The organism is Frateuria sp. YIM B11624, assembly GCF_049727805.1.
Classification (GTDB): domain Bacteria; phylum Pseudomonadota; class Gammaproteobacteria; order Xanthomonadales; family Rhodanobacteraceae; genus Frateuria_A.
This window is the reverse complement of the sequence record NZ_JBCNYA010000012.1, coordinates 1-25,718: the sequence shown is the minus strand read 5'-3', so window position 1 is coordinate 25,718 and position 25,718 is coordinate 1. Positions and strand designations below refer to the sequence as shown.

Genomic DNA, 25,718 nt, shown 5'->3' with positions numbered 1-25,718 from the left:
GCAGGGGAGGGAGTGACACATCACGCGGCATGAGGCCGCATCAAAGGTTCAGACCCATGGGCTTCTCCACCCTCTTCATCCGCCGCCCGATCGCCACCTCGCTGCTGATGGTCGCGGTGCTGCTGCTGGGCGTGCTCGGCTACCGCCAGCTGCCGGTGTCGGCGTTGCCGGAGATCGACGCGCCCAGCCTGGTCGTGACCACGCAATATCCCGGTGCCAGCGCGACCACCATGGCAGCGCTGGTGACCACGCCGCTGGAGCGCCAGCTCGGGCAGATCTCCGGCCTGTCGATGATGAGCTCGGATTCGTCCGCCGGCCTGTCGACGATCATCCTGCAGTTCAACATGGACCGGGACATCGACATCGCGGCGCAGGACGTGCAGGCGGCGATCAGCTCGGCCAAGGGCACGCTGCCGAACAACCTGCCCTACCCGCCGGTGTACAACCGCGTGAATCCGGCCGACGCGCCGATCCTCACGCTGATGCTCACCTCCGACAGCCGGCAATTGCGCGAGGTCAACGACCTGGCCGATTCGATCATTGCGCAGAAGCTCTCGCAGGTGCAGGGCGTGGGCCTGGTCTCGATCGCCGGCAACGTGCGCCCGGCCGTGCGCGTGCAGGTCAATCCTTCGCAGCTTTCCAACCTCGGGCTCACGCTGGAAGACGTGCGCGGCTCGCTGCAGGCGGCCAACGTCAACGCGCCCAAGGGCACCCTGAATGGCGCCACGCAGAGCTATTCGATCGGCACCAACGACCAGCTCACCGACGCGGCCGCCTACGGCCAGACCATCATCAGCTACAAGGACGGTGCGCCGGTACGGCTGAAGGACGTCGCCCGCGTGGTCGACGGCGTGGAGAACGACCAGCTCGCCGCCTGGGCCAACGGCAAGCCGGCGGTGCTTTTGGACATCCGCCGCCAGCCGGGCGCCAACATCGTGCAGACGGTCGAGCAGATCCGCGCCGTGCTGCCCTCGCTGCGCGCGGTGCTGCCGGCCGACGTGCACCTGGACGTGTTCGCCGACCGCACGGTGACCATCCGCGCCTCGGTGCACGACGTCGAGTTCACGCTGATCCTCACCGTGTTCCTGGTGGTGGGCGTGATCTTCGTGTTCCTGCGGCGGCTGTGGGCGACGGTGATCCCGTCGGTGGCGGTACCGCTATCGCTGATGGGCACCTTCGGCGTGATGGCCTTCAGCGGCATGTCGCTGGACAACCTCTCGCTGATGGCGCTGACCGTGGCCACCGGCTTCGTGGTCGACGATGCGATCGTGATGATCGAGAACATCGTGCGCTACATCGAGCAGGGCAAGAGCGGCAAGGAGGCGGCCGAGATCGGCGCCAAGGAGATCGGCTTCACGGTGCTGTCGCTGACCGTCTCGCTGATCGCCGTGTTCCTGCCGCTGCTGCTGATGCCCGGCGTCACCGGCCGGCTGTTCCACGAGTTCGCCTGGGTGCTGACGATCGCCGTGGCGATCTCGATGCTGGTGTCGCTGACGCTGACGCCGATGATGTGCGCCTACCTGCTCAAGCCGGACCAGTTACCGGAAGGTGACGCCGCGCACGAGCACGCCCTCGTGCAGGGCAAGCGCAACCTGTGGACGCGCACGGTCGACTTCTACGGCCGCACGCTGGACGTGGTGCTCGACCATCGCCGCCTGACCATGCTGGTGGCCGGGGCCACGGTGGTGCTCACCGTGATCCTCTACGTGGTGATCCCCAAGGGCCTGCTGCCCGAGCAGGACACCGGCCTGATCACCGGCGTGGTGCAGGCCGACGAGAACGTCGCCTTCCCGCAGATGGAACAGCGCACCAAGGCCGTCGCCGAGGCCCTGCGCGCCGATCCGGCGGTGTCGGGCGTGGCTGCGTTCATCGGCGCGGGCACGATCAACCCCACGCTCAACCAGGGCCAGCTCTCGATCGTGCTGAAGGACCGCGGCGACCGCGGCGGCCTGGACGAGGTGGTGCCGCGGCTGCAGCAGGCAGTGGCCAACATCCCGGGCGTGGCGCTGTACCTCAAGCCCGTGCAGGACGTGACGCTGGACAGCCGAGTCGCCGCCACCGAGTACCAGTACTCGCTCTCGGAGGTGAACTCGACGGAGCTGGCCAAGTACGCCGAGCAGATGACCCAGGCGCTGCGCCAGCGCCCGGAGCTGGCGGACGTGGACAACAACCTGGCCGACCAGGGCAATGCGCTCAAGCTGACCATCGACCGCGAGAAGGCTAGCCGCCTGGGCGTGCCGGTGCAGACCATCGACGACACGCTTTACGACGCCTTCGGCCAGCGCCAGATCTCGACCATCTTCACCCAGTTGAACCAGTACCGCGTGGTGCTGGAGGTGGCGCCAGAGTTCCGCTCCAGCCGTGACCTGCTCAACAAGCTCACCGTGCGCGGCAACGGCTCGGGCGCGTTGACCGGCTCCACCGCGACCAGCTTCGGCCAGTTGACCTCGGCCAACTCGGCGACGCCGTCGGGCATCGGCAACACCGGCAACGTCGGTTTCCAGATCGGCGCCGGCGGCACCATCCCGATCGCCTCGCTGGCCACCGCGCAGGTCACCAACGCGCCGCTGGTGGTCAGCCATCAGCAGCAGCTGCCGGCGGTGACGCTGTCGTTCAATCTGGCGCCGGGCTACTCGCTGTCGCAGGCGGTCGATGCGATCCACGAGGTCGAGGCGCAGCTCAGCTTCCCGCCGCAGGTGCGCGGCGAGTTCATCGGCAAGGCCGCGGAATTCAATGCGTCGCTGGGCGATGAGGTGCTGTTGCTGCTGGCTGCGATCGTGGTGATCTACATCGTGCTGGGCGTGCTCTACGAGAGCTACATCCATCCGCTGACGATCATCTCGACCCTGCCGCCGGCGGGCGTGGGTGCGCTGCTGGCGCTGATCCTGTGCGGCATGAGCCTGTCGGTGGACGGCATCGTCGGCATCGTGCTCTTGATCGGCATCGTCAAGAAGAACGCGATCATGATGATCGACTTCGCGATCGAGGCGCAGCGCGAGGGGCTCAATGCGCGCGACGCGATCCGTCGCGCGTGTCTGCTGCGTTTCCGGCCGATCATGATGACCACCGCGGCGGCGATGCTGGGCGCGTTGCCGCTGGCGCTGGGCAACGGCATCGGGGCGGAGTTGCGGCGGCCGCTGGGCGTGTCGATCGTGGGTGGCCTGCTGCTGTCGCAGCTGGTGACGCTGTACACCACGCCGGTGATCTACCTGTACATGGAGCGCTTCTCCGACTGGCTGCGGCTGCGCCGCGAGCGCCGGGCGCTGGCGCGGGCCGAAGCCGAGGCGGATGCCCGCGCGGTGTGACGCGCTCTGCTCCCTCTCCCCTCCGGGGAGAGGGTTGGGGCGAGGGGCCGGGGCTCGCGGGAAGGTTTCGTATGAGCCTTCCCGGCTTCCAATCGTGACCTTTCCGCGACCTGGCTCGCCTGCGGCGAGCTTCCGATCGCCTGACGGCGCTCGGGTCACTTTTCTTTGCTGGCCCAAAGAAAAGTAACCAAAAGAAACGGCCTGCTCAGCACGGGGTGAGATAAGAGCTAGGTGCCCTTGCGCCTTGCCGAGTACCTCTCTTGCTCTTAGAGGAGCTGCCGCCGCTATACCGCGGGCGCTCGGGAGTTGAGGCAAGAGAGGCTTAGGGCCCGTGCGCAGACGGCGGCCTGGATGTGCCGCGAGCGATGCTTGCAGACGTACCGGCTCTGCTCCCTCTCCCCTCCGGGGAGAGGGCTGGGGTGAGGGGCCGGGGCTCGCGGGGAAGCCTGCGAGCGCGCTGCCTTGCTCGTCGTTCTCGCGGGCGCTTCGACCAGGCCTTCTGCGGCGTGCTTCCGATCGGGCCGCGGAAGCTTTGGCACTTTCCCCCCGATCCGGATCAACCGAATCGCCCGATGCGCGTTAGCACGGCGATGCCGCGTATCCTCTCTCCCTTTGCCCCATCCTCCCCCGCCGCATGAACATCTCCGGCCCCTTCATCCGCCGTCCGATCGGCACCTCGCTGCTGGCCATCGGCGTGTTCATCGCCGGGGCGATCTGCTACGCGCTGCTGGGCGTGGCGGCGCTGCCGCAGATGCAGTTCCCGGTGATCTTCGTGCAGGCGCAGGAGGCCGGTGCCGATGCCAGCACCATGGCCTCGACCGTGGCCGCGCCGCTGGAGCGCCACCTGGGCCAGGTGCCCGGCATCGACAGCATGCGCTCGCACAGTTCGGAGGGCAGTACGTTCGTCTTCATCATGTTCCGCGGCGGCACCGACCTGGACGCGGCGGCGCGCGACGTGCAGGCGGCGATCAACGCGGCCGCGCCGGACCTGCCGCCAGGGCTCAACAGCCCGCCGAGTTACGAGAAGGCCAACCCCAACGACGACCCGATCATCGCCTTCGCGCTGACGTCGGACACCGAATCGGCCGCCACGCTCTACAACGCTGCCGATACGCTGCTTGCGCAGCGGCTGCGCCAGTTGCCGGGCGTGTCCTCGGTGGAAATCGCCGGCGCGGCGACGCCGGCGATCCGCGTGGACGTGGACCTGCATGCGCTCAGCGCGATGGGCCTGTCGCCCGACCAGCTGCGCAACGCGCTGACCGCGGCCAACGTCACCTCGCCGCAGGGCTTCCTCTCCAACGGCGTCACCACCATGGCGGTGACCGCCAACGACCAGCTGCACACGGCCGACGACTTCGCGCAGTTGATCGTCGCCGTGCGCAGCGGCGTACCGATCCGCCTGTCCGACGTGGCGCACGTCTACGCCGGACAGCAGGACGCCTTCCAGGCCGCCTGGTTCGAGGGCAAGCCCGCGGTGCTGATGTACGTCTACAAGAAGGCCGATGCCAACGTCATCGCCACCGTCGATGCGGTCAAGGACCAGGTGCCGGCGCTGCGCGCCTACCTCTCGCCCGGCACCACCCTGACACCGTACTTCGACGGCACGCCGACCATCCGCGCCTCGCTGCACGAGGTGCAGGCGACGCTCCTGATCTCGCTGGCGATGGTGGTGCTGACCATGGCGCTGTTCCTGCGCCGCCTGGCGCCCACCCTGATCGCCGCCGCCACCGTGCCGCTGTCGCTGGCCGGCGCGTTCGTGGTGATGTACGTGCTCGGCTACACGCTCAACAACCTCACCCTGCTGGCGCTGGTGATCGCGATCGGCTTCGTGGTCGACGACGCCATCGTGGTGATCGAGAACGTGATCCGGCACATCGACAGCGGCATGCCGCGGATGGAGGCGGCGCTGACCGGCGCGCGCGAGATCGGCTTCACGGTGGTCTCGATCACCGCCTCGCTGATCGCCGTGTTCATCCCGCTGCTGTTCGCGCCGGGCATCACCGGCATGTTCATGCACGAGTTCACGATGACGCTGGTGGCGGCGATCGCGATGTCCGCGCTGATCTCGCTGACCCTCACGCCATCGCTGTGCGGCCTGTTCCTGCGCGGGCACGGCACGGCGAAACCCTCGCGGCTGGGCCATGCGCTGGACCGCTTCCACGGCGGCATGCTCGGGTTCTACACGCGCGCTCTGGATTTCGCGCTGCGCCACGCGCTGGCGCTCTCACTCACCCCGCTGGTGCTGATCGTCGCCACCTTCTTCCTGTTCGGCATGGTCAAGTCCGGCCTGTTCCCGCCGCAGGACACCGGGCTGATCTGGGGTCGCGCCACCTCCAGCGCGACGGTGTCGTTCCAGGACGCGATCGACCGGCAGGAGCGGCTGACCGAGATGCTGCTGGCCGATCCGGACGTCAAGGCGGTCGGCTCGCGCCTGGGTACCAGCCGTCAGGGCACCAGCGGCGCGTTCAACATCGAACTGAAGACCCGCGCGGAGGGCCGCCGCGACGACACGTTCACCGTGGTCGCGCGGCTGTCGGCCAAGGCCGACCGCTACCCCGACCTCAACCTGCGCCTGCGCGCGATCCAGGACCTGCCCAGCGCCAGCGGCGGTGGCGGCAACCAGGGCGCGCAGTACCAGGTCTCGCTGCAGGGCGACGACCTGGGCGAGCTGCAGACCTGGTTGCCGAAGCTGGTCGACGCGCTGAAGAAGAATCCCAAGCTCAAGGACGTGGGCAGCGACGTCGACGAATCCGGCCTGCGCCAGAACGTGGTGATCGACCGCGACAAGGCCGCACGGCTGGGCGTCTCGATCGGCACCATCGACGGCGCGCTGTACAACGCCTTCGGCCAGCGCCAGGTGTCGACCATCTACTCGGACATCAACCAGTACAAGGTGGTGGTCAACGCGCTACCTTCGCAGACCGCCACGCCGGCGGCGATCGACCGCATCTACGTGCGCTCCGACAGCGGCAAGATGATCCCGCTCGGCGCGCTGGCGCACCAGGAACCGGGGCTGGCGCCCTCGGAGGTGTCGCACGAGAACCAGTACACGACCATGGACCTCTCCTTCAACCTGGCCGAAGGCGTGAGCATGGGCGAGGCGATGGTGATCATCCAGCACACGGTCGAGGGCCTGCGCATGCCCGGCGACATCCGCCTCAACGTGGGTGGCGATTTCCGCCGCTTCATGGAAACCCAGAGCGGCATGGGCTGGCTGATCCTGGCGGCGATCCTCACCGTGTACATCGTGCTGGGCATGCTCTACGAGAGCCTGATCCACCCGGTGACGATCCTCTCCACCTTGCCGGCGGCGGGCGTGGGCGCGCTGCTGGCGCTGTGGCTGACCAGCACCGAATTGTCGGTGGTGTCGCAGATCGCGTTGGTGCTGTTGATCGGCATCGTCAAGAAGAACGCGATCATGATGATCGACTTCGCGCTGGTGGCCGAGCGCGAGCACGGCAAGAGTCCGTTGGAGGCGGTGCGCGAGGCGTGCATCGTGCGCTTCCGGCCGATCATGATGACCACCATGGTGGCGATCCTTGCGGCGGTGCCGATCGCGGTCGGGCTGGGCGAGGGATCGGAGTTGCGCCGGCCGCTGGGTATCGCGCTGATCGGCGGCCTGTTGATCTCGCAGAGCCTGACCTTGCTCAGTACGCCGGCGCTGTACGTGATCTTCTCGTGCCTGTCGGCGCGCGTGCGCGCGTGGCGAGCAAGGCACCGCCGGCGCGAGGTCGTCCACGTCTCCTGATCCCAGCTCCCTCGCCCCGCAGAAGAGTCAAGGAGCAAAGCGCCCGCTATAGACCGAAGAATGCGACTGCCGCAGCGGCACTGTTCGCCGCGGTTACTTCCGCCGGCTCGCCGCGATCGCGCGCGACTTCCTCGCAGATGTGCTTCAGGTACATCGGCTCGTTGCGCCGGTGGCTGGGCTGCGGACGCACGGTACGGGGCAGCAGGTAGGGGGCGTCGGTTTCCAGCAGCAGCCGCTCGGCGGGAATTTCGCGCACGAACTCGCGCAGGTGGGTGCCGCGGCGCTCGTCGCAGATCCAACCGGTGATGCCGATGTGGCAATCCAGCGCCAGGTAGTCGTGCAGCGCCTCGCGGGTGTCGGTGAAGCAGTGCACCACGGCCGCCGGCACGCGGTCGCGATAGCGTTTGAGCAGGGCCAGGAAATCGGCGTGTGCGTCGCGCTGGTGCAGGAACAGCGGCTTGCCCAAATCCGCGGCGATGGCGAGCTGCCGCTCGAACACGCGCAGCTGCACGTCGCGCGGCGAGTAGTTACGGTGGTAGTCCAGCCCGGCCTCGCCGACCGCGCGCACCTGCGGCAGCTGCGCCAGCTCGCGCAGACGCGTGTCGGTGGCCTCGTCGTAGTCGACCGCATGGTGCGGATGCACGCCTGCGGTCGCCCACAGCACGCCCGGATGTTCGTGCGCCAGCGCGAGCGCCTGTTCGCTGCCCTCGCGCGAAGCGCCGGTCACCATCATCCGCGTGACGCCCTGCGTTGCCGCGCGTGCGAGCACCTCCGCGAAGTCGTGGCGGAACGATTCGTGGGTGAGATTGGCGCCGATGTCGACCAGTTGCATGGCTTGCCCGCAAAGCGATCATTGTTGCAAAGCGCGGCGGATTGGCAAGGACGCACCGCCGCGCCCGCTGTCACGCCGAAGTGACGGACGACTGCCTAGCGTGCGAGGCGACGGTGGCAGGGAAGCGGTGGGCGTTGGTGATGCAGTCTCGCGACAGCCGGCAGGACGCCTTCACGGCAACCATCGTCAACGGAAGCGGGGACTCAGGCACCCGTGCAGTAAAGCTCGCCGTGCAAGGCGGCGGGCACTCAAGATCGGGGAATCACTTCATGGCAAATCGTATGCGGATCGGGGCGCTGCTCGGCGCCTCTCTGGCCTTGGCCGTCTCCATGGCGGCGCAGGCCGCCACGACCACCAGCGGACTCGGCGCCACCCACTACAACATCAGCTCGTTGAAGGCCAACGGGCGTTACGACCGCTTCATCGTCACCTGGCGCCCCGGCAGCGCCGAACGCGCCAACCCGACGCTTATGCAACAGAGCATGGGCGTGGCGCTGGATCGCGCCGGCCTGATGCGCGCCACGCTCGGACCGCAGGGCCGGATGCAAGCACCCGTGCAGGCGGCCTACGGGCGACGGCTGGCGATCGGCGCCGACCTGCTGCGCACCTCGCGCAAGCTCGACCGCGACGAAGCCGCCGCGCTGATGGCGCAGATCGCCAGCAATCCGGCGGTGCTGCACGTGGCGCCGGACGTGCTGCGCCATCCAGTGGCCGACATCGCCGCGCCCGCCACGCTGCGGCCGAGTACGTTGCAGCCGAGCGATCCGCAATACCGCGACTACCAGTGGGACCTGAAGGCGCCCAGCGGCCTCGCCACCGCCTTCGGTGACCGCAACTTCGGCGGCTCGCGGGTCAACGCCGCATGGAGCCTGGCCAACGGCGCCAACGGCCACGGCATCGTGATCGCGGTGCTGGACACCGGCATCACCAGCCACGTGGACGTGAACACCCAACTCGCCGATGCCGGCTACGACTTCATCACCGACCACCTGCTGTCCGGCCGCAAGCGGGACGGCCGCAAGCCGGGCGGCTGGGATCCCGGCGACTGGACCACCAGCGAACCGTGGGAATCGATGTGCACGGACGAGTTCTATCCGCCGCAGCCGAGTTCCTGGCACGGCACCCACGTGGCCAGCACGGTCGGGGCCGAGCGCACCAACAACGGCGTCGGCCTGGCCGGCATCGCCTACCGCGCGCGCGTGCTGCCGATCCGCGTGCTCGGCCACTGCGGCGGCTTCGACAGCGACATCAGCGACGCGATCATCTGGGCCGCCGGCGGCCACGTGACCGGTGTGCCGGACAACACCCATCCGGCCAGGGTGATCAACCTGAGCCTCGGCGGCTACGGCCATTGCACGGCGGACGACCCGATGGGCCAGGCGATCGCGCTGGCCAACCGGCGCGGTGCCACCGTGGTGGTGGCGGCCGGCAACGACGGCGACAACGTGACCAACTACTCGCCGGCCAGTTGCCCCGGTACGGTCACCGTGGCCGCCACCGGCATCACCAGCCGGCGCGCGTACTACTCCAACTACGGCCGCGGGATCGACCTGGCCGCGCCTGGCGGCGGCATCTACGCCGGCGACAAGGACAGCGGCAAGCAGGTCTCCGATGGCTTCGTCTGGCAGGCGCTCAACAGCGGCACCACCAAACCGGTGGCCGACGATTCCAGCTACGCCGGCTACGCAGGCACCTCGCAGGCGACGCCGCACGTCAGCGGTACTGTCGCGCTGATGCAGGCCGCACGCCTGGCCCGTGGCCTCAAGCCGCTGTCGCCCACGCAGGTGCTGGACATCCTCAAGCGCACCGCGGCCACGCCCAAGGTGGCGCCCGACCGCTTGATCGGTGCCGGCATCCTGGACAGCTACGCCGCGGTGAGCATGGCCATCGGCCAAGCCACGTCGGGCAGCCAGGCGATCGTGCTGAGCAACGGCATCGCGCGCACCGGCCAGGCGGGCGCCAAGGGCAGCCAGGTGGTGTATCGCATCGACGTGCCCGCCGGCGCCGGCAGGCTGCGTCTACGCACGACCGGCGGCAGCGGCGACGTCACCCTGTACGTCAAGCAGGGCATGCCGGCCACGCTGCAGGACTATCACTGCCGTTCGGCCCATCCCGGCACCGACGAGTCGGTGGTGCTGAACCGCCCGGCCGCCGGCAGCTGGTACGTCACCGTGGTGGGGAGGACGGCCTACCGCGGCGTCAGCGTGCTGGGTAGCTACACCGTCATGCGCTGAGCACGCCCGGGCCGGCGGCGTCACGCCGCCGGCCTGCGCATGACGGAAAAGCGACGGTCCCGCGTCGTTCGAGCGGCTGCCCTAACAGAACGGCGGGCCGGCTGCCTTTGGAAAATTTCGCAATTGACGCTCCTGTCAACCCTGCATAACGTGATGAAGTTGTCGTTTCCAAGGAATGGCAGCGCCACTCAAGGCCCAGCGGCAGCGTCCCGGGGCCATCGTCTGCAGGGGGAAAACCATGTTTCACAAGAAGCTCGCCGGCGCGATGTTCGCCGCGCTCGGCTGCGCCTCGGTGTCGCTGTGCGAAGCCACGCCGGTCCACGTCCACACCGGTCGCCTCGGCCATCTCGCCCCGGCCACGCTGGCTGCCCGGCTGGGCCTGGGCAAGGGCAGCACCTTCGCCGCCGGCACCCATGTGCGCACCATGCGCGGCACGATCAAGACGCGCGAACGGCAGACCTTCCAAGGCGTGCCGGTCTACGGCCGCAGCCTAGCCGTCGAGCGCGACCGCGCCGGCAACGTGGTGAGCGCCCAGGGCGTCGCCGAAGGCAGCCTGGTCACCACGCTGCCGTCGGTGCGTCCGCACCTCACCGGCGCTCAGGCGCAGAAGGCGCTGCAGGCGAAGCTGGGCCAGCAGCGCGAGTCGGCCAGCCACGTGCAGAGCGAGCTGTTCGTCTATCCGCAGGCCAAGGGTAAGGCGCGGCTGGTCTATCGCACCTCCTACCTGGTCAACGTGCGCGGCCGGATGTCGCGTCCGACCGCGATCGTCGACGCCAATACCGGGCAGGTGATCCGCCATTGGGACGGCCTGACCAGCGGCCGCCGTCCGCCTGGCGGCACGCCCGTGGCGATCCAGGCCAACGGCCCCGGCGGCAACGGTGCCACCGGCCTGTACTGGTATGACGGCTCCGGCCCTGGCCAGGAACTGCTCGATGCCACCCGCATCGGCAGCGCCTGCTACCTGCAGGACGACAAGGTGGCGACCTACAACCTGGCCGGTGGCCAGCGCATCGCACTGTGGTCGTTCGGCTGCGCGGGCACCGATCCGGCCGGCTGGACCAGCATGGGCGACGCTACCAACGGCGCCTACTCGCCGATCAACGACGCCCACCACTTCGGCGGCGTGGTGTACGACATGTACTCCAGCTGGTTCGGCGAACCACCACTGCGCAATGGCGACGGCAGCCCGATGCAGCTGCACATGTGGGTGCACTACGGCACCAACTACGAAAACGCGTTCTGGGACGGTGCCGAGATGGTGTTCGGCGACGGCGACCAGTACTTCTATCCCTTCGTGGTGCTGGACGTGACCGGCCACGAGATCAGCCACGGCTTCACCGAGCAGCATGCGGGCCTGGAATACACCGGCCAGTCCGGCGGCATGAACGAGGCGTTCTCCGACATGGCCGGCGAGGCAGTGAAGTACTACGACCGCGGCAGCAACGATTTCCTGGTCGGTGCCGAGATGGTCAAGCCGGCGCTCGGCGCGCCGTACCTGCGCGACATGTGCACCCCGAGCAACGACGGCGGTTCGATCGACAACGCCAGCCAGTACAACGACCGCCTGGACGTGCACTACACCAGCGGCGTCTACAACCGCGCGTTCTGCACGTTGGCCAAGACCGCCGGCTGGAACACGCGCATGGCGTTCGAGGTGTTCCATGACGCCAACGCGCTGTACTGGGCGCCCGACGAGACCTTCGATGGCGGCGCCTGCGGGGTAGAGCAGGCGGCGGATGATCGCGGCTACAACGTCGTCGACGTCGCCAACGCCTTCGGTGTGGTCGGCGTGGCCTGCAACAGCACGTCGCGCTGAGCTTCTGCGGTCGCGCGACCTCGCGCGACCGCTTCCCTTTTTCTTCCCGCGCGCCGGCCCGGTGGGCTGCGCGTCGCGTCGCTTCGCCTTCGAGGAGAAACCGATGAACCTTCCTTCCCGCCGCCGTGCCCGCCGCCTGGCGCTGGCCGGCGCATTGACGCTGGCGTTGGCGCCGGCCGCCTACGCCGGCGATACCTGCACGATGGGTAGCGGCCTGGCGCCGGTGGCCAGTGGCACCAATGCCTTCGCCTGTGGCAGCGCCGCCACCGCCACCGACGACTCGGCCACCGCGGTCGGCAGTACCTACGTCGATCCGGTCGACGGCACCGGCTACGACACCGAGGCCTCCGCCTTTGGCGCCACCGCGCTGGGCGCGGGTGCCGGCGCCGACGGCGTGGACAGCACCGCGGTCGGCTCGCTGTCCTACGCCACCGGGCAGGGTTCCTTCGCCGGCGGTACCAATGCCGGCGCCGACGGCTACAACAGCGTGGCACTGGGCGCCAATGCGCAGTCGTCCGATCGTGGAAGCATCGCCATCGGCGGCGGCGACCCGGATCCGGACAATGGTTTCTACGCCACCCTGGCCGAAGGCGAGGGTTCGATCGCGCTGGGTTCGCTGGCGGTATCCAGCGGCCGGGGCGCGCTGGCCTCGGGCTACCAGAGCGTGGCGCTGGGCGACAACGCCACCGCGCAGGGCAACGGTGCCTGGGCCCAGGGTGCCGGTGCGTCGGCGATCGGCGCGGCGGCTTTCGCCGGCAACGATGGAGCCACGGCGCTTGGCCTCAATGCGGCCTCCACCGGCACCAACAGCACGGCGCTGGGCACCGACGCCAACGCCAGCGGCGCCTACGCCATCGGCATCGGTTCGCAGGAAGGCTCCGACGCACCGGGCGGCGCGCTGGGCGAGCAGTCGACGTCGGTCGGTTTCAACAGCGGTGCGCTCGACGCCGGCGCGGTGGCGCTGGGTGGCTACAGCGTGGCGCAGGGCTTCCTGTCCACCGCGCTCGGCTACGGCTCGCTGAGCGCGGGCGACTACTCCCTCGCGGGCGGCTTCGGCGCCGAGAGCGACGGCCCGTCGAGCGTGGCGCTGGGCGGCGCCAGCTATGCCGCCGGTCCCAACGACACCGCGGTCGGCGGCAACGCGCTGGTGCTGGCTGACGGCAGCACCGCGCTGGGCGCCAACGCGGCGATCGGCCCGGACGCGACGAACGCGGTGGCGGTCGGCGAAAGCGCCACGGTGATCGCGCCTTCCGGCACCGCGCTCGGCCAGGGCGCGGTGGTCACCGCCGACGGCGCGGTGGCGCTGGGCCAGGGGTCGGTGGCCGACAGCGCCGATACGGTGTCGGTCGGCAACGCCACCCGGCAGCGCCGGATCACCAACGTGGCGCCCGGCACCGCGCCCACCGACGCTGCCAATACCGGGCAGGTCGACCAGGCGCTGGCCACCGCGCGGGCCTACACCGACCAGCGCGTGGCCACCATGGGCACCGACGTCGCCAGCCTGCGGCACGACATGGACGACCGCTTCCGCACCGTCAACAACCGTGTGGATGCGGTTGGCGCCATGGGTGCGGCGATGGCGCAGATGGCGTTCAGCACCCAGGGCATCAACAGCCCCAACCGGTTGGGCGTCGGCGTCGGCGGTTACCACAACCAGGCGGCGCTGGCGGTGGGCTATTCCCGCCAGCTGTCCTCGCACGCCAGCCTGACCTTCGGCGCGGCGGTCAGCGGCAGCGAGACATCCGGTGGCGTGGGCCTGGGCGTAGGCTGGTAAGCGCCACGGCAAAGCCGGGACAGCCGTCGCCCGCGGCGGGTGCCGGCCGTTTCACGTCGCGCTGAACTTGCCGGCGTGATGTTAGTCCGAAGTTCCACGGCATCCCCGCCGCGCGCTCGCGCCCGGGCCGGGGGATGTGCTACCAATGGTTTTTCTCGTCGACGCAGGGGGTGTTGGCGGGTTGACGTGACTGGCGGGAGACACTGCATGTCGGCAGTTCCAACGCCGGCGGCCACCTGGGCGCTCTCCGTGGACGACCGTGAAGCGGCGGTCTGCGCACTCCTGGTGTCGCGCGGCAACCTCAAGGACAGCGACCTCCATCGTGCGCGACGGCTGCACGAGGAGGCGCCCGAAGGCACCCTGACCGCGCTGCTGGCGCGGCTCGGGCTGGTGTCCGAGCGCGACCTGGCCGACGCCTGGTCCGAGCTGCTCGGCGTGCCGTTGCTGGCCGCGCGCGACGCGCCGGAAATGCCGCCGGCCGAGCCCGAACTCTCGCTGCGCTTCCTCAAGCAGCAGCACGTGGTGCTGCTGCGCGAAGGCGAGGACGACCTGGCGCTGGTGGTGGCCGACCCGGCCGATCCCTACCCGCTGCAGGCGGTGGAACTGGCCGCCGGCCGGCCGGTGGCGCTGCGCATCGGCCTGCGCTCGGAGATCGACGACCTGATCGAGCGCTACCACGGCACCGGCCGTTCGGCGATGGGCACGATCGTCGAAAATCTCGGTGGGGAATCCAGCGAGGAGGACGACGTCGAGCACCTGCGCGACCTCGCCTCCGAGGCGCCGGTGATCCGCCTGGTGAATCTCATCCTGCAGCGCGCGGTCGAGCAGCGCGCCTCCGACGTGCACATCGAGCCATTCGAGAACCGCCTGAAGGTGCGCTACCGCATCGACGGCGTGCTGCACGAGGTCGAGGCGCCGCCGTCCTCGTCCACCGCGGCGGTGATCAGTCGCGTCAAGATCATGGCCAAGCTCAACATCGCCGAACGCCGGCTGCCGCAGGACGGGCGCATCCAGTTGCGCGTGCAGGGCAAGGAGCTGGACCTGCGCGTGTCGACCGTGCCGACCGCCTACGGCGAGTCGGTGGTGATGCGTATCCTCGATCGCGAGTCGGTGGTATTCGATTTCGCCTCGCTGGGCTTCACGCCCGCGTTCGAGAAGCGCTTCGTCGACGTGCTGGAGCGCCCCAACGGCATCCTGCTGGTGACCGGCCCGACCGGTTCGGGCAAGACCACCACGCTGTACACCGCGCTCTCGCGGATCAACACGCCGGACGTGAAGATCATCACCGTCGAGGACCCGGTCGAGTACCAGCTCGAGGGCATCAACCAGATCCAGGTCAAGCCGCAGATCGGGCTGGATTTCGCCAACGCGCTGCGCTCGATCATGCGCCAGGATCCGGACGTGATCATGATCGGCGAGATGCGCGACCTGGAAACCTGCCGCATTGCGATCCAGTCCGCGCTGACCGGTCACCTGGTGCTGTCCACGCTGCATACCAACTCGGCCGCCGGCGGTGTCACCCGGCTGCTCGACATGGGTGTGGAGGATTACCTGCTCGGTTCGACCGTCAACGCGATCCTGGCGCAGCGGCTGGTGCGCCGGCTCGATCCGGAAACGGCGATTCCCTACGAGGCCTCGCCCGAGGTGATCGCCGAATTCGAGCTGGAGAAATACACCGACGCGCGCCCGATCCGGCTGTGGAAACCGGGCAGCAGCGCCGCCAATCCCACCGGATACCGCGGCCGCCGCGCCATCGTCGAGTTCCTGGTGATGAGCGAGCCGCTGCGCCGGCTGGTGATGCAGCGCGCCGACGCCAGCGAGATCGAGCGGGTGGCCCGCGCCGAGGGCATGCGCACCATGTACGAGGACGGCATCGCCAAGGCGGTGGCCGGCGTCACCACCCTCGAGGAGGTGCTGCGTGTCACGCAGGAGGGCTGATGCCGCGCGGGCCGGTGCCCTTGCTCCCTCTCCCCTTTGGGGAGAGGGTCGGGGTGAGGGGCCGGGGCTCGCCCGGAACTCTCATGGAGCGGCGGCTCTTATGCTGAAAAGCAGGAGCACGCCCAGCTCCGCCCTTCTCTTCCCGCAAGCCATGGCCCCTCACCCCAACCCTCTCCCCGGAGGGGAGAGGGAGCTAGATTTGCCGAGGGGCTGACATGGCCCAGTTCCGCTACCGCGCCATCAGCGCCGCCGGCGAGATGCTGCAGGGCCAGATCGAGGCCCCCAGCCTGGAGGAGGCGATCGGCCGCCTGCAGGACCAGGGCCACACGCCGCTGGAGGCGCGCCCGGCCGACGCGCTAGGTGAAGGCTCGGCGTTCGCCGCGTTGTTCAAGCGCGGCCCCTTCACCGGCGACCAGTTGGCGCAGTTCACCCATCAACTGGCGACCCTGCTCGGCGCGGGCCAGCCGCTGGACCGCGCGCTGGGCATCCTGATGGAGCTGCCCGAGGCCGAGCGCGCCAGGCGCCTGGTCGAGCGCGTGCGCGACCGCGTGCGCGGCGGCACCACGCTGTCGCAGGCGCTGGACGAGGAGCACGGCGTGTTCCCGCGGCTGTACATCTCGCTGGTGCGCGCCGGCGAGGCGGGCGGTTCGCTGGAAGACACCTTGCGGCGCCTGGCCGATTACCTCGAGCGCGCCCAGCTGCTGCGCGGCAGCATCATTAATGCGCTGATCTATCCGGCGTTCCTGCTGGTCGGCGTGCTCGGCTCGCTGGTATTGCTGCTGGCTTACGTGGTGCCGCAGTTTGTGCCGATCTTCCAGGACATGCAGGTGCCGATCCCGTGGATCACGCGGGTCGTGCTGTTCATCGGCCAGGTGCTGCAGGGCTGGTGGTGGCTGCTGCTGATCGTGCTGATCGCGGGCATCGCGGCTTGGCGCGCGCGCCTGCGCGACCCGGTGCAGCGCATGGCCTGGCACGCGAAGCTGTTGACCCTGCGCGTGATCGGGCCGTTACTGCTGAAGGTGGAGACCGCACGCATCGCCCGCACGCTGGGCACGCTCCTTAAGAACGGCGTGCCGCTGCTGGCCGCGTTGGGCATCGCACGGCAGGTCACCGGCAACACCGCGCTGGACGACGCGCTCGCCCAGGCTGCCGAGCAGGTCAAGGGAGGCGGCGGTTTGAGCGCAGCGCTGGCGCGTTCACAACGCTTCCCGCGGCTGTCCCTGCAAATGGTGCAGGTGGGCGAGGAGGCCGGGCAGCTGGACAGCATGCTGCTGAAGGTCGCCGACACCTTCGACGTCGAATCCAAGCGCGCGATCGACCGCCTGCTGGCCGCGCTGGTGCCGGCGCTGACGATCGTGATGACGGTGCTGGTGGCGATCATCATGGCGGCGATCCTGCTGCCGCTGCTGAGCCTCACGGCGAACATTCAATAGATGTGGAGAGTGCAATGAGTTCGACATACCCACGCAACCGCCCGATGCGCCCCCGCCGCGCGCGCGGCTTCACCCTGCTGGAAATGCTCGCGGTGATCGTGCTGATCGGCATCATCGGCGCGATCGTCGTGCGCCAGGTCGGCGGCAGCGTGGACAAGGGCAAGTACGGCGCGGGCAAGGCGCAGCTCATGACGCTGGGCCAGAAGATCGAGAACTACTCGCTGGACAACGGTTCGCCGCCGGCCAGCCTCGATGCGCTGGTCAAGAAGCCGCCGAACGCTCCGAACTGGCAGGGCCCGTACGCCAAGCCGTCCGACCTGGTCGATCCGTTCGGCCACGCCTTCGGCTACAAGGCGCCGGGCGAGCACGGCAGCTACGACCTGGTGTTCTACGGCCAGGACGGCCAGCCCGGCGGCGACGGCTACAGCAAGGATCTCGGGAACTGGCAATGAAAGCAGGGAACGGGGAATGGGGAACGGGGAACGACGGGCGCAACGCGCCCCGTGCCTTCGCGCACGTTCGGGGCACGCTGTCCGATGCTTGCGCCGGTCCGACCCGTTCCCCGTTCCCCGTTCCCCGTTCCCTGTGTGCGCAGCGCACCAGAGGCTTCACCCTGCTCGAAATGCTCGCGGTGATCCTGCTGATCGGCATCGCCGCGGCCGCGGTGGCGGTATCGGTCAGCCAGGGACTGGCCAGCGCGCGCGTGCGCGCGGCCAGCGTGGAACTGGCGGCTGCGCTGCGCGCCACCCGCGCGCAGGCGATCGTCAAGGGCAAGGAGCAGACCTTCGCGCTGGACATCAGGTCGGCCAGCTACCAGGCCGCCGGCGGCAAGCAGGTGGCATTGCCCAAGGGCATGCGCCTGTCCATCACGAGCGCGCGCGAAGACCAGAAGGACGACCACACCGGCCGCATCCGCTTCTTCCCCGACGGCAGCTCCACCGGCGGCCACATCGTGCTGCAGCGCGGAGAGCGCCGCTGGCAGGTCAACGTGGCCTGGCTGACCGGCGCGGTGAGCGTGGTGACGTCGTGAGAGCGGGACACGGGGAAGGGGGAATCAGGAACCTGGGACGCAACGCGCCCCCGGCTTTCCCGCATGCCCGGAACATGCAGCCCGATGCTTGCGCGAACACAGCCCGTTCCCCGTTCCCCGTTCCCGGTTCCCGGCGCACAACGCGCGCCCGCGGCTTCACCCTGCTCGAAGTGATCGCCGCGGTGCTGCTGCTGGCGATCACCTTCGCATCGCTGATGCGCGTGGCGGGAAGTTCGCTCAACCTCACGGCGCGCTCGGCCGAACGCACCCAGGCGGCCATGTGGGCACGCAGCCTGCTCGATAGTGCCTTCGTGCTGGAGCCGATCCGCACCGGCCGCAGCAGCGGTCGCTTCGACGAGCGCTACCGCTGGCAACTGAACGTGCAGCCGTTCCAGCCGCCGGCCACTGCGCCGGCAGCCGGTCCACAGCCGCGCGTGCCCGCCACGCCGCTGAAGCTCTACCGGCTCGACCTGGAGGTGATGTGGAAGAGCGCGGGCCATGACTACAACGCGCGGTTCAGCACGTTGCGCGTGGGTGGACCGCAGCCGCAAGGGGCGGGGACATGAGTACGGAAAACGGAAAACGGGAAACCGGGAACGCGTGGGTTGCAGAGACCCGGGAATTTTTGCCCGGCCAAGGCACGAAGCCTGGTTCGCAGGGTGAATCGGCCCGTTCCCCGTTCCGCGTTCCCCATTCCCGGTGCGCCTCGCGCGCCGGCGGCTTCACCCTGCTCGAGGTGCTCGCCGCACTGGCCCTGCTGGCACTGCTGCTGGTCGGCGTGTATTCGGGCATCCGCACCGCCTCGCACAGCGTGCGCGCCGGCACTGCCGCGGTGGAGCGGCTCGACGCGGTGCGTTCGGCGCAGCAGTTCCTGCGCAGCGAGCTGGCCCAGGCGATGACGGCGCAACTGGCCAAGAACCCGGACAACGACGAGCCGATCTTCTTCAAGGGCGACGCGCGTTCGATGAGCTTCGTCGCCCCCTTGCCCGGTTACCTGGGCAAGCTCGGCCCGCAGGCGCAGATGCTCGAACTGGTGGACAACGGCAAGGGTGGGCAGCGGCTGCAGGTGCGCTTCGCGCTGCTGCCGCCCAGCGGCGAGCCGTTGCCGGCGGGACCGCCGCAGGTGCTGCTGGAGGACGTGCGCGAAGGCCGCTTCCAGTATCGCGGGCTGGATGCGCGGGGCCGCGTCGGGCCGTGGCGCGCCGACTGGCCCGGCGGCGACCACCTGCCGCAGCTGGTGCGCATCGACCTGAAGCTGCCCGATGCCGGCTACTGGCCGCAGCTCACCGTACCGCTGCGCGTCGACGCCTCGGCCAACCAGCGCCAGTTCGCCATGCTCGACGGCGCCGACGCGCCGCGCTTCGCCTGGAGCCGGCCGTGAGCGCGCCCCGCCATGCGCAACGTGGCGTCGCGCTGCTGCTGGTGCTGTGGGCCTGCACGCTGCTGGCGATCATGCTCGGTGGCTACGCGATGACCGCGCGCACCGAGGGTCTGCAGGCGCGCTACCAGTTCGCCCAGACGCAGGCGCACTACGCCGCCGAGGCGGGCCTGTCGCGGGCGATCTACGGCCTGCAGGACACGCGGCTGGCCGAACGCTGGCTCGCCGACGGGCGGCCGTACACGTTCCGCTTCGACGGCTTCACGGTCCGGGTCAGCGCGGTCGACGAGGGCGGCAAGGTGGACCTCAACAGCGCCTCGCCGCTGGTGCTGCAGGGCCTGTTCCGTGCAGCCGGCCTGCGCCCGGATGCGGCGCAGAAGATGGCGGCCGCGGTGGTCGACTGGCGCGGGTTCGACGTGAGCCGCCAGGTCGGCCTCGACGTCTACGCGGCGAACGGCTACAAGCCGCGCCATGCGCCGTTCCTCAGCATCGAGGAACTGCAGCAGGTGGCGGGGATGACGCCTGCGCTGTACCGGGAGATCGCCGGGGCCATCACCATCTGGTCCGGCCGCGAAAGCCCCGATCCGAACACCGCCCAGCCGCTGGCGCTCGCGGCGATTCCCGGCATGACGCCGGAGCGGGCCGCCCAGGTGCTGGCGGCGCGCAAGAACACGCGGCCCGGCGTGGCGGGCCTGTTCGCCGGCAATGGAGTGACGCATAGTATCCGGGCGGAGGCCACGATGGCCGACGGCATGCGCGCCGTGCTGCTTACCACCGTACGCCTGCAGGGCGTTCGTCCGGGCGCGCAGCCCTACGCGGTGTTGCACTGGCGGGAGGGTGACCGCGAATGACCAACGCAACGCAATCGCTGCGGCCGCAGCTGGACCGCGTGCGCCGCGCCTGGCGCGCCTCGCCGCTGCCGCGCTTCCTTGCCTGGTGGGGCGGCGAGCTGGGCGCGCTGTTGCCGGCCTCGTGGGGCCGGCTGTTCGGCGGCGGCGCGCAGTGGTATCTGCTGCAGCGGGTCGAGGAGCGCTGGGAGCTGCGCCGGGCGGGCGACACCGAGGTCCGCGCGCAATGGCCGCGCGGCACCGAGGCGGCGATCGAGCAGGCTGCGTTGGCTGCGGCGATCCGCGAGGTCGACCGCGAGGACCTGCGCCTGGCCCTGCTGCTGCCGGCCGCGGCGGTGCTGCGCCGGCGCCTGCTGCTGCCGCGCGCGGCGGCAGACAACCTGCAGCAGGTCGGTGCCTTCGAGATGGACCGGCAGACGCCCTTCCGCGTCGAGCAGGTGTACTACGCGGTGATCGAACTGGACGCGCCGGCGCCGACCGGCCGCTTCTTCGCCGAACTGGTGGCGGTGCCGCGCGACACGCTCGATCCCTTGCTGACCGAGCTGGAAAACGCCGGCATCCACGTCGATGCGGCGGACGTGGCCGAAAGCACCGGCCGGCTGGGCGTGAACCTGCTGCCGCCTGCGCGGGTGCCGCACCGCACGCATCCGCGCCAGCGGCTCAACCTGGCGCTGGCCGGCGCGGCGGTACTGCTGCTGGTGCTGGCGCTGGCGCAATGGCTCAACAACCGCGAGCAGGCGCTGGCGGCGATGCAGGCCCAGGTGCAGGACATGCAGGCCGAAGCGCAGCAGGTCGCGGCCCTGCGCCAGGAGCTGCAGGACAACGCCGGCGCGGCGAGCTTCCTGGTCCGGCGCAAGCAGAACCGCGTGACCATGCTCGACCTGCTGCTCGACCTCACCCGCCGCCTGCCGCAGAGCGCCTGGCTGGAGCGCCTCAGCGTCGACCCGAGCGGACAGGTCGGCTTCCAGGGCCAGGCGCCGCAGGCCGCCGCGTTGATCGACGCGCTGAAGGATTCGAAGATCGTGCGCGACCCGAATTTCCAGGGCAGCATCCAGCCCGATCCGGCCACCGGCAAGGAGCGTTTCTACATGGTCGCGCAACTGCGCCAGAGCGGCGGCAGCGCGCAGGCGGCGCCGGCCAGTTCCAGCGCGGAGGATGAGCAGCCATGAGGCAGCTCGTGCTCAAGCCGCGCGACAGCCGCATCGCCGCCATCCTGTTGCTGGTGCTGGCGCTGGTGCTGGTCTACTTCCTGCTGATCCATTGGTGGTTCGTGGCGCCGCTGCGTGCGGTGCATGCGCAGATGGCCGACCTGCGCGACACGCAGAGCCGCTACGCCGCGGCGATCGCCGAGAAGCCGGCGCTGCAGAAGCGCATCGCCGAGCTGGGCGCCGGCCAGGCCGCCAGCGCCGCGTTCCTGCCCGAAGCCGATCCCAATGCCGCCTCCGCCGGGCTGATGCAGCGCGTGGTCGATGCGGTCGGCGCACAAACCGCCGGCGGCAGTTGCGCGGTCACCCAGAAGATGCCCTTGCCCAATCCGCCGGACGACGACAACAGCCCCTATCGCAAGGCCGCGGTGAGCATCAGCCTGCGTTGCGACATGGAGCCGCTGGTGGCGGTGCTCAACGCATTGGAGCAGGGCACGCCCTACCTGTTCGTCGACGACCTGAGCATCTACCGCAACCCGGTCGCCGCGCAGCAGGGCAACCAGCCGGTGCTGGAAGTGCAGTTCACGCTGTCCGGCTACGTGCGACCGGCGCGCGGGCCCGGCGGCGCCGCGCCGGCACCGGCCGCAAGCGCCGAGAGTGCCGACACGGGGGACGCGCCATGAACGCGGCCGCACAACGCCGGCTTACCGCGCCGCTCGCCGCGGCAGTACTGCTGCTGGGCCTGTTGTTCCTGCTGTTCCTGGCGGGCATCGGCCGCGGCGTGCACTGGGCGGCGCCACGCGCGCCAGCGCCGCTGCCGGCACAACATGCCGCCACGCTGCCGCCGCCGGTGCCGCTGGAGCGCTACGCGGCGGTCTGGCAGCAGCCGCTGTTCAACCCCGACCGCAAGCCGGTGGCGCATGCCGCCAGTGGCGGTGGCGGTCAACTGGGCGACATGCAGCTGACCGGCATCATCCTCACGCCCACGCTGCGCATGGCGCTGCTGCACAACAAGCGCCAGGGCAACACCGGGCAGGAACTGCGCGTGCGCGAAGGCACCCGGCTGCCCGACGGCAGCTGGACGCTGGTGGAGGTGAAGCCACGTTCGGCGGTGTTCGACTCTTCCAGCGGCCGCGTCGAACTGCAGTTGCCGGCCGGTGCGCCGATCGACCAGGTGCGCGGGCCCGGCCCGGGCCCTGGTGGTGTCCCCGCGGAAGACTCGTCGGTGCCCGAACTGCCGGAAAGCGTGATCAACCGCTCGCATCGTTTGCAGCCGCCCGGCGACGACGACCAGCAGGACGGCAATCCCCAGGACCAGCCCGGTCCCGGCCCGGGGCCGGGCACGCCCGAAAGCAGCGGCGGCGCGGACGAGCAGGACAATCCACCGCCGACCGGTGGCGCCGCGCTCTCGGCCTTGCGCGGCGGTCCGGCACGCATGGACATGACCAACGAAGAGCGCCAGGCCGAACGCCTGCGACAGCTCAGGGCGGCCATCGAGAAACGCCGCGCCGAACAGGCTGCCGCGAAGGCAAACGAAGGAGATCGCTGAACCATGTTCCCCAATGCCCTGCACCGTCTGTCCCGGATCGGCGCGATAGCGCTGACGGTCTGGCTTGTCGGCTGCTCCAGCATGCCGCAGCCGCGCGATGACTACGCATTGCAGCGCGAGGCCATGGCCGGCACCGAGAAGCCCGCGCCGGCCCCGTTGCCGCTCAACAACAACGTCGGCCCGGAAAGCCAGACCAGCCCGCAGCCGCAGGTCACCAGCGGCACGGGCGAGTTCATCCACCCGCAGCCGCTGGCCCGGCCGCGGCCGCCGGCTCGTGGCGAGGGTGCGGTCACCTTCAACTTCGAGAACCAGCCGGTGCAGGCGGTGGTCAAGGCGATCCTCGGCGACTTCCTTAAGAAGAACTACACCATCGTGCCCGGCGTGCAGGGCAACATCTCCTTCTCCACTTCCGAGCCGATCGACGCCAGCCAGGCGCTGCCGGTGCTGGAGACGCTGCTGTCCTGGACCGGCAACGCGCTGGTCCAGCGCGAGGGCAGCTACGTGGTGCTGCCGGCGAAGAACGCGGTGGCCGGCAGCGTCATGCCTAGCCTCGGCGCGGTCGCGCCGCAGGGCGGCCTGCAGGCACGGCTGTTCCCGCTGCACTACATCTCCGCGGCGCAGATGCAGAAGCTGATCAAGCCGTTCGCGCGGCCCGACTCGATCCTGCTGGTCGACCCGGCACGCAACCTGCTGGTGCTGGCCGGCACGCCGCAGGAACTGGACAACTACGCGCGCACCGTGCGCACCTTCGACGTGGATTGGCTCAAGGGCATGTCGGTAGGCGTGTTCAGCCTGCAACGGGCCAGCGTGACCGAGCTGATGCCCAAGCTGGACGCCATCTTCGGCAAGCAGGGCGACAGCCCGCTGGCGGGCATGCTGCGCTTCATCCCGATCGAGCGCACCAACGCGCTGGTGGTGATCAGTACGCAGCCCGACTACCTGGATGAAGTGGGCGACTGGATCGCACGCATCGACCGCGGCGGCGGCAACGAGCCGCAGCTCTACGTCTATGACGTGCGCAACATCAAGGCCTCCGACCTGGCCCGCTACCTGGCGCAGATCTACACCAACGCCTCGCCGAGCGGCAGCAGCGGCGGCGAGGTGGGTCCGGGCCTCAATTCCGGCACGCTGGGCAACGCCGACAACGCCAACGGCACCTCGATGGGCAGCACGGCCGGCAGCTTCGGTAACAGCGGCGGTCTTGCCGGCGGCCAGGGCGCCTTCAAGGGCGGCAACGACAACAGCACCGGCATGGACAACGGCGGCCAGTTCGGCAACAACGGCAGCAGTTTCGGCAACGGCGGCTTGAACAACGGGACGGGGACCGGCGGCGGCTTCGGCAACAGCGGCGGCCTGGCCAACGCCACCAGTGCCGCCAACGACCAGCAGTACAGCTCCTCCGACGGCTCGATTAAGATTTCCTCGGTGGATGCCAACAACCAGTTGCTGGTGCGCGCGCGGCCCTCGCAGTGGGCCGAGATCGAAGGCGCGATCAAGCGCCTGGACACGGTGCCGCTGCAGGTGCAGATCGAGACGCGCATCCTGGAGGTGCAGCTCACCGGGCAGTTCCAGTTTGGCGTGCAGTGGTACCTGGAAGGCCTGGTCGGCGGCACGCCCAACAGCGGCGGCGGGATCACCCCCGGCCAGCCGGGCAACCAGCAGCAGTGGGCGCTGGGCAAGGGCGGCATGACCTACAACCCCACCGGCGATTCGTTCTTCTACTCGTTCCTCAACAACAACCTGCAGGTCGCACTGCACGCGCAGGAGACCAAGGGCAACGTCAAGACGCTCTCGGCGCCGTCGCTGGTGGTGATGAACAACCAGGTGGCGCACATCCAGGCCGGTGATCAGATCCCGGTCAACCAGACCTTCTTCACCACCGGCCTGGGAACCACCACGAGCAACGATCCGACCACCATCGGCCAGGTGCAGTACATCAGCACCGGCGTGATCATGGACGTCCAGCCGCGGATCAATCCGGGCGGCCTGGTCTACCTCAACATCAAGCAGCAGGTGAGCGTGCCGGGCGACAAGGATTCCAACGGCAACTACACCATCCAGCAGCGCGAGATCGCCACCCAGGTCGGCGTGCAGAGCGGCCAGACGGTGCTGCTTGGCGGCCTGATCCGGCAGGACGAGGGCAGTACCGACACCGGCATCCCCGGCTTGAACCGCATCCCGCTGATCGGGCGCCTGTTCGGCAGCACCGACCGCCATCGCAACCGTTCCGAGCTGATCGTGCTGATCACTCCTCGCGTGATCGGTTCCAGTGACGACGCCAAGCGCATCACCGACGAGTACCAGGCCAAGTTCGAATCGCTCGCGCCGCTGCGCGCCGAGCGTGCCAAGGAAGCGCCGGCGCCGGCCGCCTCGCCGGCCGACGTGCCGCTACCCACGCCGCCGTCCACGCCTGAACAGCTGACCCGGCAGGCCGAGGCGGCGCTCAAGCAGACCGACTACGACGCCGCGCAGCGGCTGGCGCTGGAGTCCTGGCGCAACGGCCCGCAGCGCGGCCAGCTGTGTGCGCGCAACTGGCAGATCATCGCCAGCGTGCGCACGCACCTGGGCGATACCAGCGGCGTGGACACGGCGCGCAAATGGGTGGCGCAATGCATGGCGGGCGGCAAGTAGGGAGAGGCGGGGCGGGGGGGTGGCGCCCACCCCCCCCCCAAGACGCGTTAAAGCCCC

At 69.6% G+C, this 25,718-nt stretch carries 17 protein-coding genes; 16 read left to right on the top strand and 1 reads right to left on the bottom strand.

Annotated elements, in window-relative coordinates; genetic code table 11:
- Positions 1 to 56: 56 nt before the first annotated feature.
- Together AAIL17_RS07820 and AAIL17_RS07815 are read left to right on the top strand one after the other, a co-directional pair.
- Positions 57 to 3,305 carry an efflux RND transporter permease subunit gene (locus AAIL17_RS07820; RefSeq protein WP_424682265.1) on the top strand — a complete coding sequence of 1,083 codons (3,249 nt, stop codon included), beginning with the start codon at positions 57 to 59 and terminating at the stop codon, positions 3,303 to 3,305.
- 634 nt (positions 3,306 to 3,939) lie between these two features.
- Positions 3,940 to 7,053, top strand: a complete 3,114-nt coding sequence (locus tag AAIL17_RS07815; protein ID WP_424682264.1) for an efflux RND transporter permease subunit — start codon at positions 3,940 to 3,942, stop codon at positions 7,051 to 7,053.
- Between the two features lie 46 nt (positions 7,054 to 7,099).
- Here the strand turns inward: AAIL17_RS07815 and AAIL17_RS07810 are convergent, their stop codons facing one another.
- Positions 7,100 to 7,885 carry a TatD family hydrolase gene (locus AAIL17_RS07810; protein ID WP_424682263.1) on the bottom strand — a complete coding sequence of 262 codons (786 nt, stop codon included), beginning with the start codon at positions 7,883 to 7,885 and terminating at the stop codon, positions 7,100 to 7,102.
- Between the two features lie 269 nt (positions 7,886 to 8,154).
- On the opposite strand from AAIL17_RS07810, the gene AAIL17_RS07805 reads away from it, so the two are divergent.
- From AAIL17_RS07805 to gspD, 14 genes are all read left to right on the top strand, one after another.
- Positions 8,155 to 10,119 carry a S8 family peptidase gene (locus tag AAIL17_RS07805; RefSeq protein ID WP_424682262.1) on the top strand — a complete coding sequence of 655 codons (1,965 nt, stop codon included), beginning with the start codon at positions 8,155 to 8,157 and terminating at the stop codon, positions 10,117 to 10,119.
- A gap of 238 nt (positions 10,120 to 10,357) precedes the next feature.
- Positions 10,358 to 11,935, top strand: a complete 1,578-nt coding sequence (locus AAIL17_RS07800) for a M4 family metallopeptidase (protein WP_424682261.1) — start codon at positions 10,358 to 10,360, stop codon at positions 11,933 to 11,935.
- Positions 11,936 to 12,038: 103 nt separating this feature from the next.
- Positions 12,039 to 13,709 carry a YadA family autotransporter adhesin gene (locus tag AAIL17_RS07795; protein ID WP_424682260.1) on the top strand — a complete coding sequence of 557 codons (1,671 nt, stop codon included), beginning with the start codon at positions 12,039 to 12,041 and terminating at the stop codon, positions 13,707 to 13,709.
- Positions 13,710 to 13,916: 207 nt separating this feature from the next.
- Positions 13,917 to 15,647: a type II secretion system ATPase GspE gene (gspE, locus tag AAIL17_RS07790; RefSeq protein ID WP_424682259.1), complete on the top strand. Its 1,731-nt coding sequence runs from the start codon at positions 13,917 to 13,919 to the stop codon at positions 15,645 to 15,647.
- Between the two features lie 215 nt (positions 15,648 to 15,862).
- Entirely contained in the window at positions 15,863 to 17,080 is a 1,218-nt protein-coding gene (gspF, locus tag AAIL17_RS07785) for a type II secretion system inner membrane protein GspF (protein WP_424682258.1), read from the top strand.
- Positions 17,081 to 17,124: 44 nt separating this feature from the next.
- Positions 17,125 to 17,532, top strand: a complete 408-nt coding sequence (gene gspG, locus AAIL17_RS07780; protein WP_424682257.1) for a type II secretion system major pseudopilin GspG — start codon at positions 17,125 to 17,127, stop codon at positions 17,530 to 17,532.
- Between the two features lie 131 nt (positions 17,533 to 17,663).
- The gene (locus AAIL17_RS07775; RefSeq protein ID WP_424682352.1) at positions 17,664 to 18,110 is read left to right on the top strand and encodes a GspH/FimT family pseudopilin; all 447 of its coding nucleotides are present in this window, start codon (positions 17,664 to 17,666) and stop codon (positions 18,108 to 18,110) included.
- A gap of 74 nt (positions 18,111 to 18,184) precedes the next feature.
- Positions 18,185 to 18,676 (top strand): type IV pilus modification PilV family protein, encoded by a 492-nt coding sequence (locus tag AAIL17_RS07770; protein WP_424682256.1) that lies wholly within the window; start codon positions 18,185 to 18,187, stop codon positions 18,674 to 18,676.
- A 170-nt stretch (positions 18,677 to 18,846) separates the two neighbouring features.
- Positions 18,847 to 19,491 (top strand): hypothetical protein, encoded by a 645-nt coding sequence (locus AAIL17_RS07765; protein ID WP_424682255.1) that lies wholly within the window; start codon positions 18,847 to 18,849, stop codon positions 19,489 to 19,491.
- Positions 19,488 to 20,339 carry a general secretion pathway protein GspK gene (locus AAIL17_RS07760; protein WP_424682254.1) on the top strand — a complete coding sequence of 284 codons (852 nt, stop codon included), beginning with the start codon at positions 19,488 to 19,490 and terminating at the stop codon, positions 20,337 to 20,339. Before AAIL17_RS07765 ends, AAIL17_RS07760 begins: the two co-directional genes overlap by 4 nt.
- Positions 20,336 to 21,505 carry a PilN domain-containing protein gene (locus AAIL17_RS07755; RefSeq protein WP_424682253.1) on the top strand — a complete coding sequence of 390 codons (1,170 nt, stop codon included), beginning with the start codon at positions 20,336 to 20,338 and terminating at the stop codon, positions 21,503 to 21,505. Before AAIL17_RS07760 ends, AAIL17_RS07755 begins: the two co-directional genes overlap by 4 nt.
- Positions 21,502 to 22,164, top strand: coding sequence for a type II secretion system protein GspM (gene gspM, locus AAIL17_RS07750; RefSeq protein ID WP_424682252.1), 663 nt, complete (start codon positions 21,502 to 21,504; stop codon positions 22,162 to 22,164). Before AAIL17_RS07755 ends, gspM begins: the two co-directional genes overlap by 4 nt.
- The gene (locus AAIL17_RS07745) at positions 22,161 to 23,030 is read left to right on the top strand and encodes a hypothetical protein (protein ID WP_424682251.1); all 870 of its coding nucleotides are present in this window, start codon (positions 22,161 to 22,163) and stop codon (positions 23,028 to 23,030) included. Before gspM ends, AAIL17_RS07745 begins: the two co-directional genes overlap by 4 nt.
- 3 nt (positions 23,031 to 23,033) lie before the next feature.
- A complete protein-coding gene (gspD, locus tag AAIL17_RS07740) occupies positions 23,034 to 25,661 on the top strand; it encodes a type II secretion system secretin GspD (protein WP_424682250.1) in 2,628 nt (875 codons plus the stop codon).
- Positions 25,662 to 25,718: the final 57 nt, after the last annotated feature.

Excerpts from the sequence above, each read along its gene's own strand:
- AAIL17_RS07820 (WP_424682265.1), top strand. The coding sequence starts at position 57 with ATGGGCTTCTCCACCCTCTTCATCCGCCGCCCGATCGCCACCTCGCTG.
- AAIL17_RS07815 (WP_424682264.1), top strand. The coding sequence starts at position 3,940 with ATGAACATCTCCGGCCCCTTCATCCGCCGTCCGATCGGCACCTCGCTG.
- AAIL17_RS07810 (WP_424682263.1), bottom strand. The coding sequence starts at position 7,885 with ATGCAACTGGTCGACATCGGCGCCAATCTCACCCACGAATCGTTCCGC.
- AAIL17_RS07805 (WP_424682262.1), top strand. The coding sequence starts at position 8,155 with ATGGCAAATCGTATGCGGATCGGGGCGCTGCTCGGCGCCTCTCTGGCC.
- AAIL17_RS07800 (WP_424682261.1), top strand. The coding sequence starts at position 10,358 with ATGTTTCACAAGAAGCTCGCCGGCGCGATGTTCGCCGCGCTCGGCTGC.
- AAIL17_RS07795 (WP_424682260.1), top strand. The coding sequence starts at position 12,039 with ATGAACCTTCCTTCCCGCCGCCGTGCCCGCCGCCTGGCGCTGGCCGGC.
- gspE (WP_424682259.1), top strand. The coding sequence starts at position 13,917 with ATGTCGGCAGTTCCAACGCCGGCGGCCACCTGGGCGCTCTCCGTGGAC.
- gspF (WP_424682258.1), top strand. The coding sequence starts at position 15,863 with ATGGCCCAGTTCCGCTACCGCGCCATCAGCGCCGCCGGCGAGATGCTG.
- gspG (WP_424682257.1), top strand. The coding sequence starts at position 17,125 with ATGCGCCCCCGCCGCGCGCGCGGCTTCACCCTGCTGGAAATGCTCGCG.
- AAIL17_RS07770 (WP_424682256.1), top strand. The coding sequence starts at position 18,185 with ATGCAGCCCGATGCTTGCGCGAACACAGCCCGTTCCCCGTTCCCCGTT.
- AAIL17_RS07755 (WP_424682253.1), top strand. The coding sequence starts at position 20,336 with ATGACCAACGCAACGCAATCGCTGCGGCCGCAGCTGGACCGCGTGCGC.
- gspM (WP_424682252.1), top strand. The coding sequence starts at position 21,502 with ATGAGGCAGCTCGTGCTCAAGCCGCGCGACAGCCGCATCGCCGCCATC.
- AAIL17_RS07745 (WP_424682251.1), top strand. The coding sequence starts at position 22,161 with ATGAACGCGGCCGCACAACGCCGGCTTACCGCGCCGCTCGCCGCGGCA.
- gspD (WP_424682250.1), top strand. The coding sequence starts at position 23,034 with ATGTTCCCCAATGCCCTGCACCGTCTGTCCCGGATCGGCGCGATAGCG.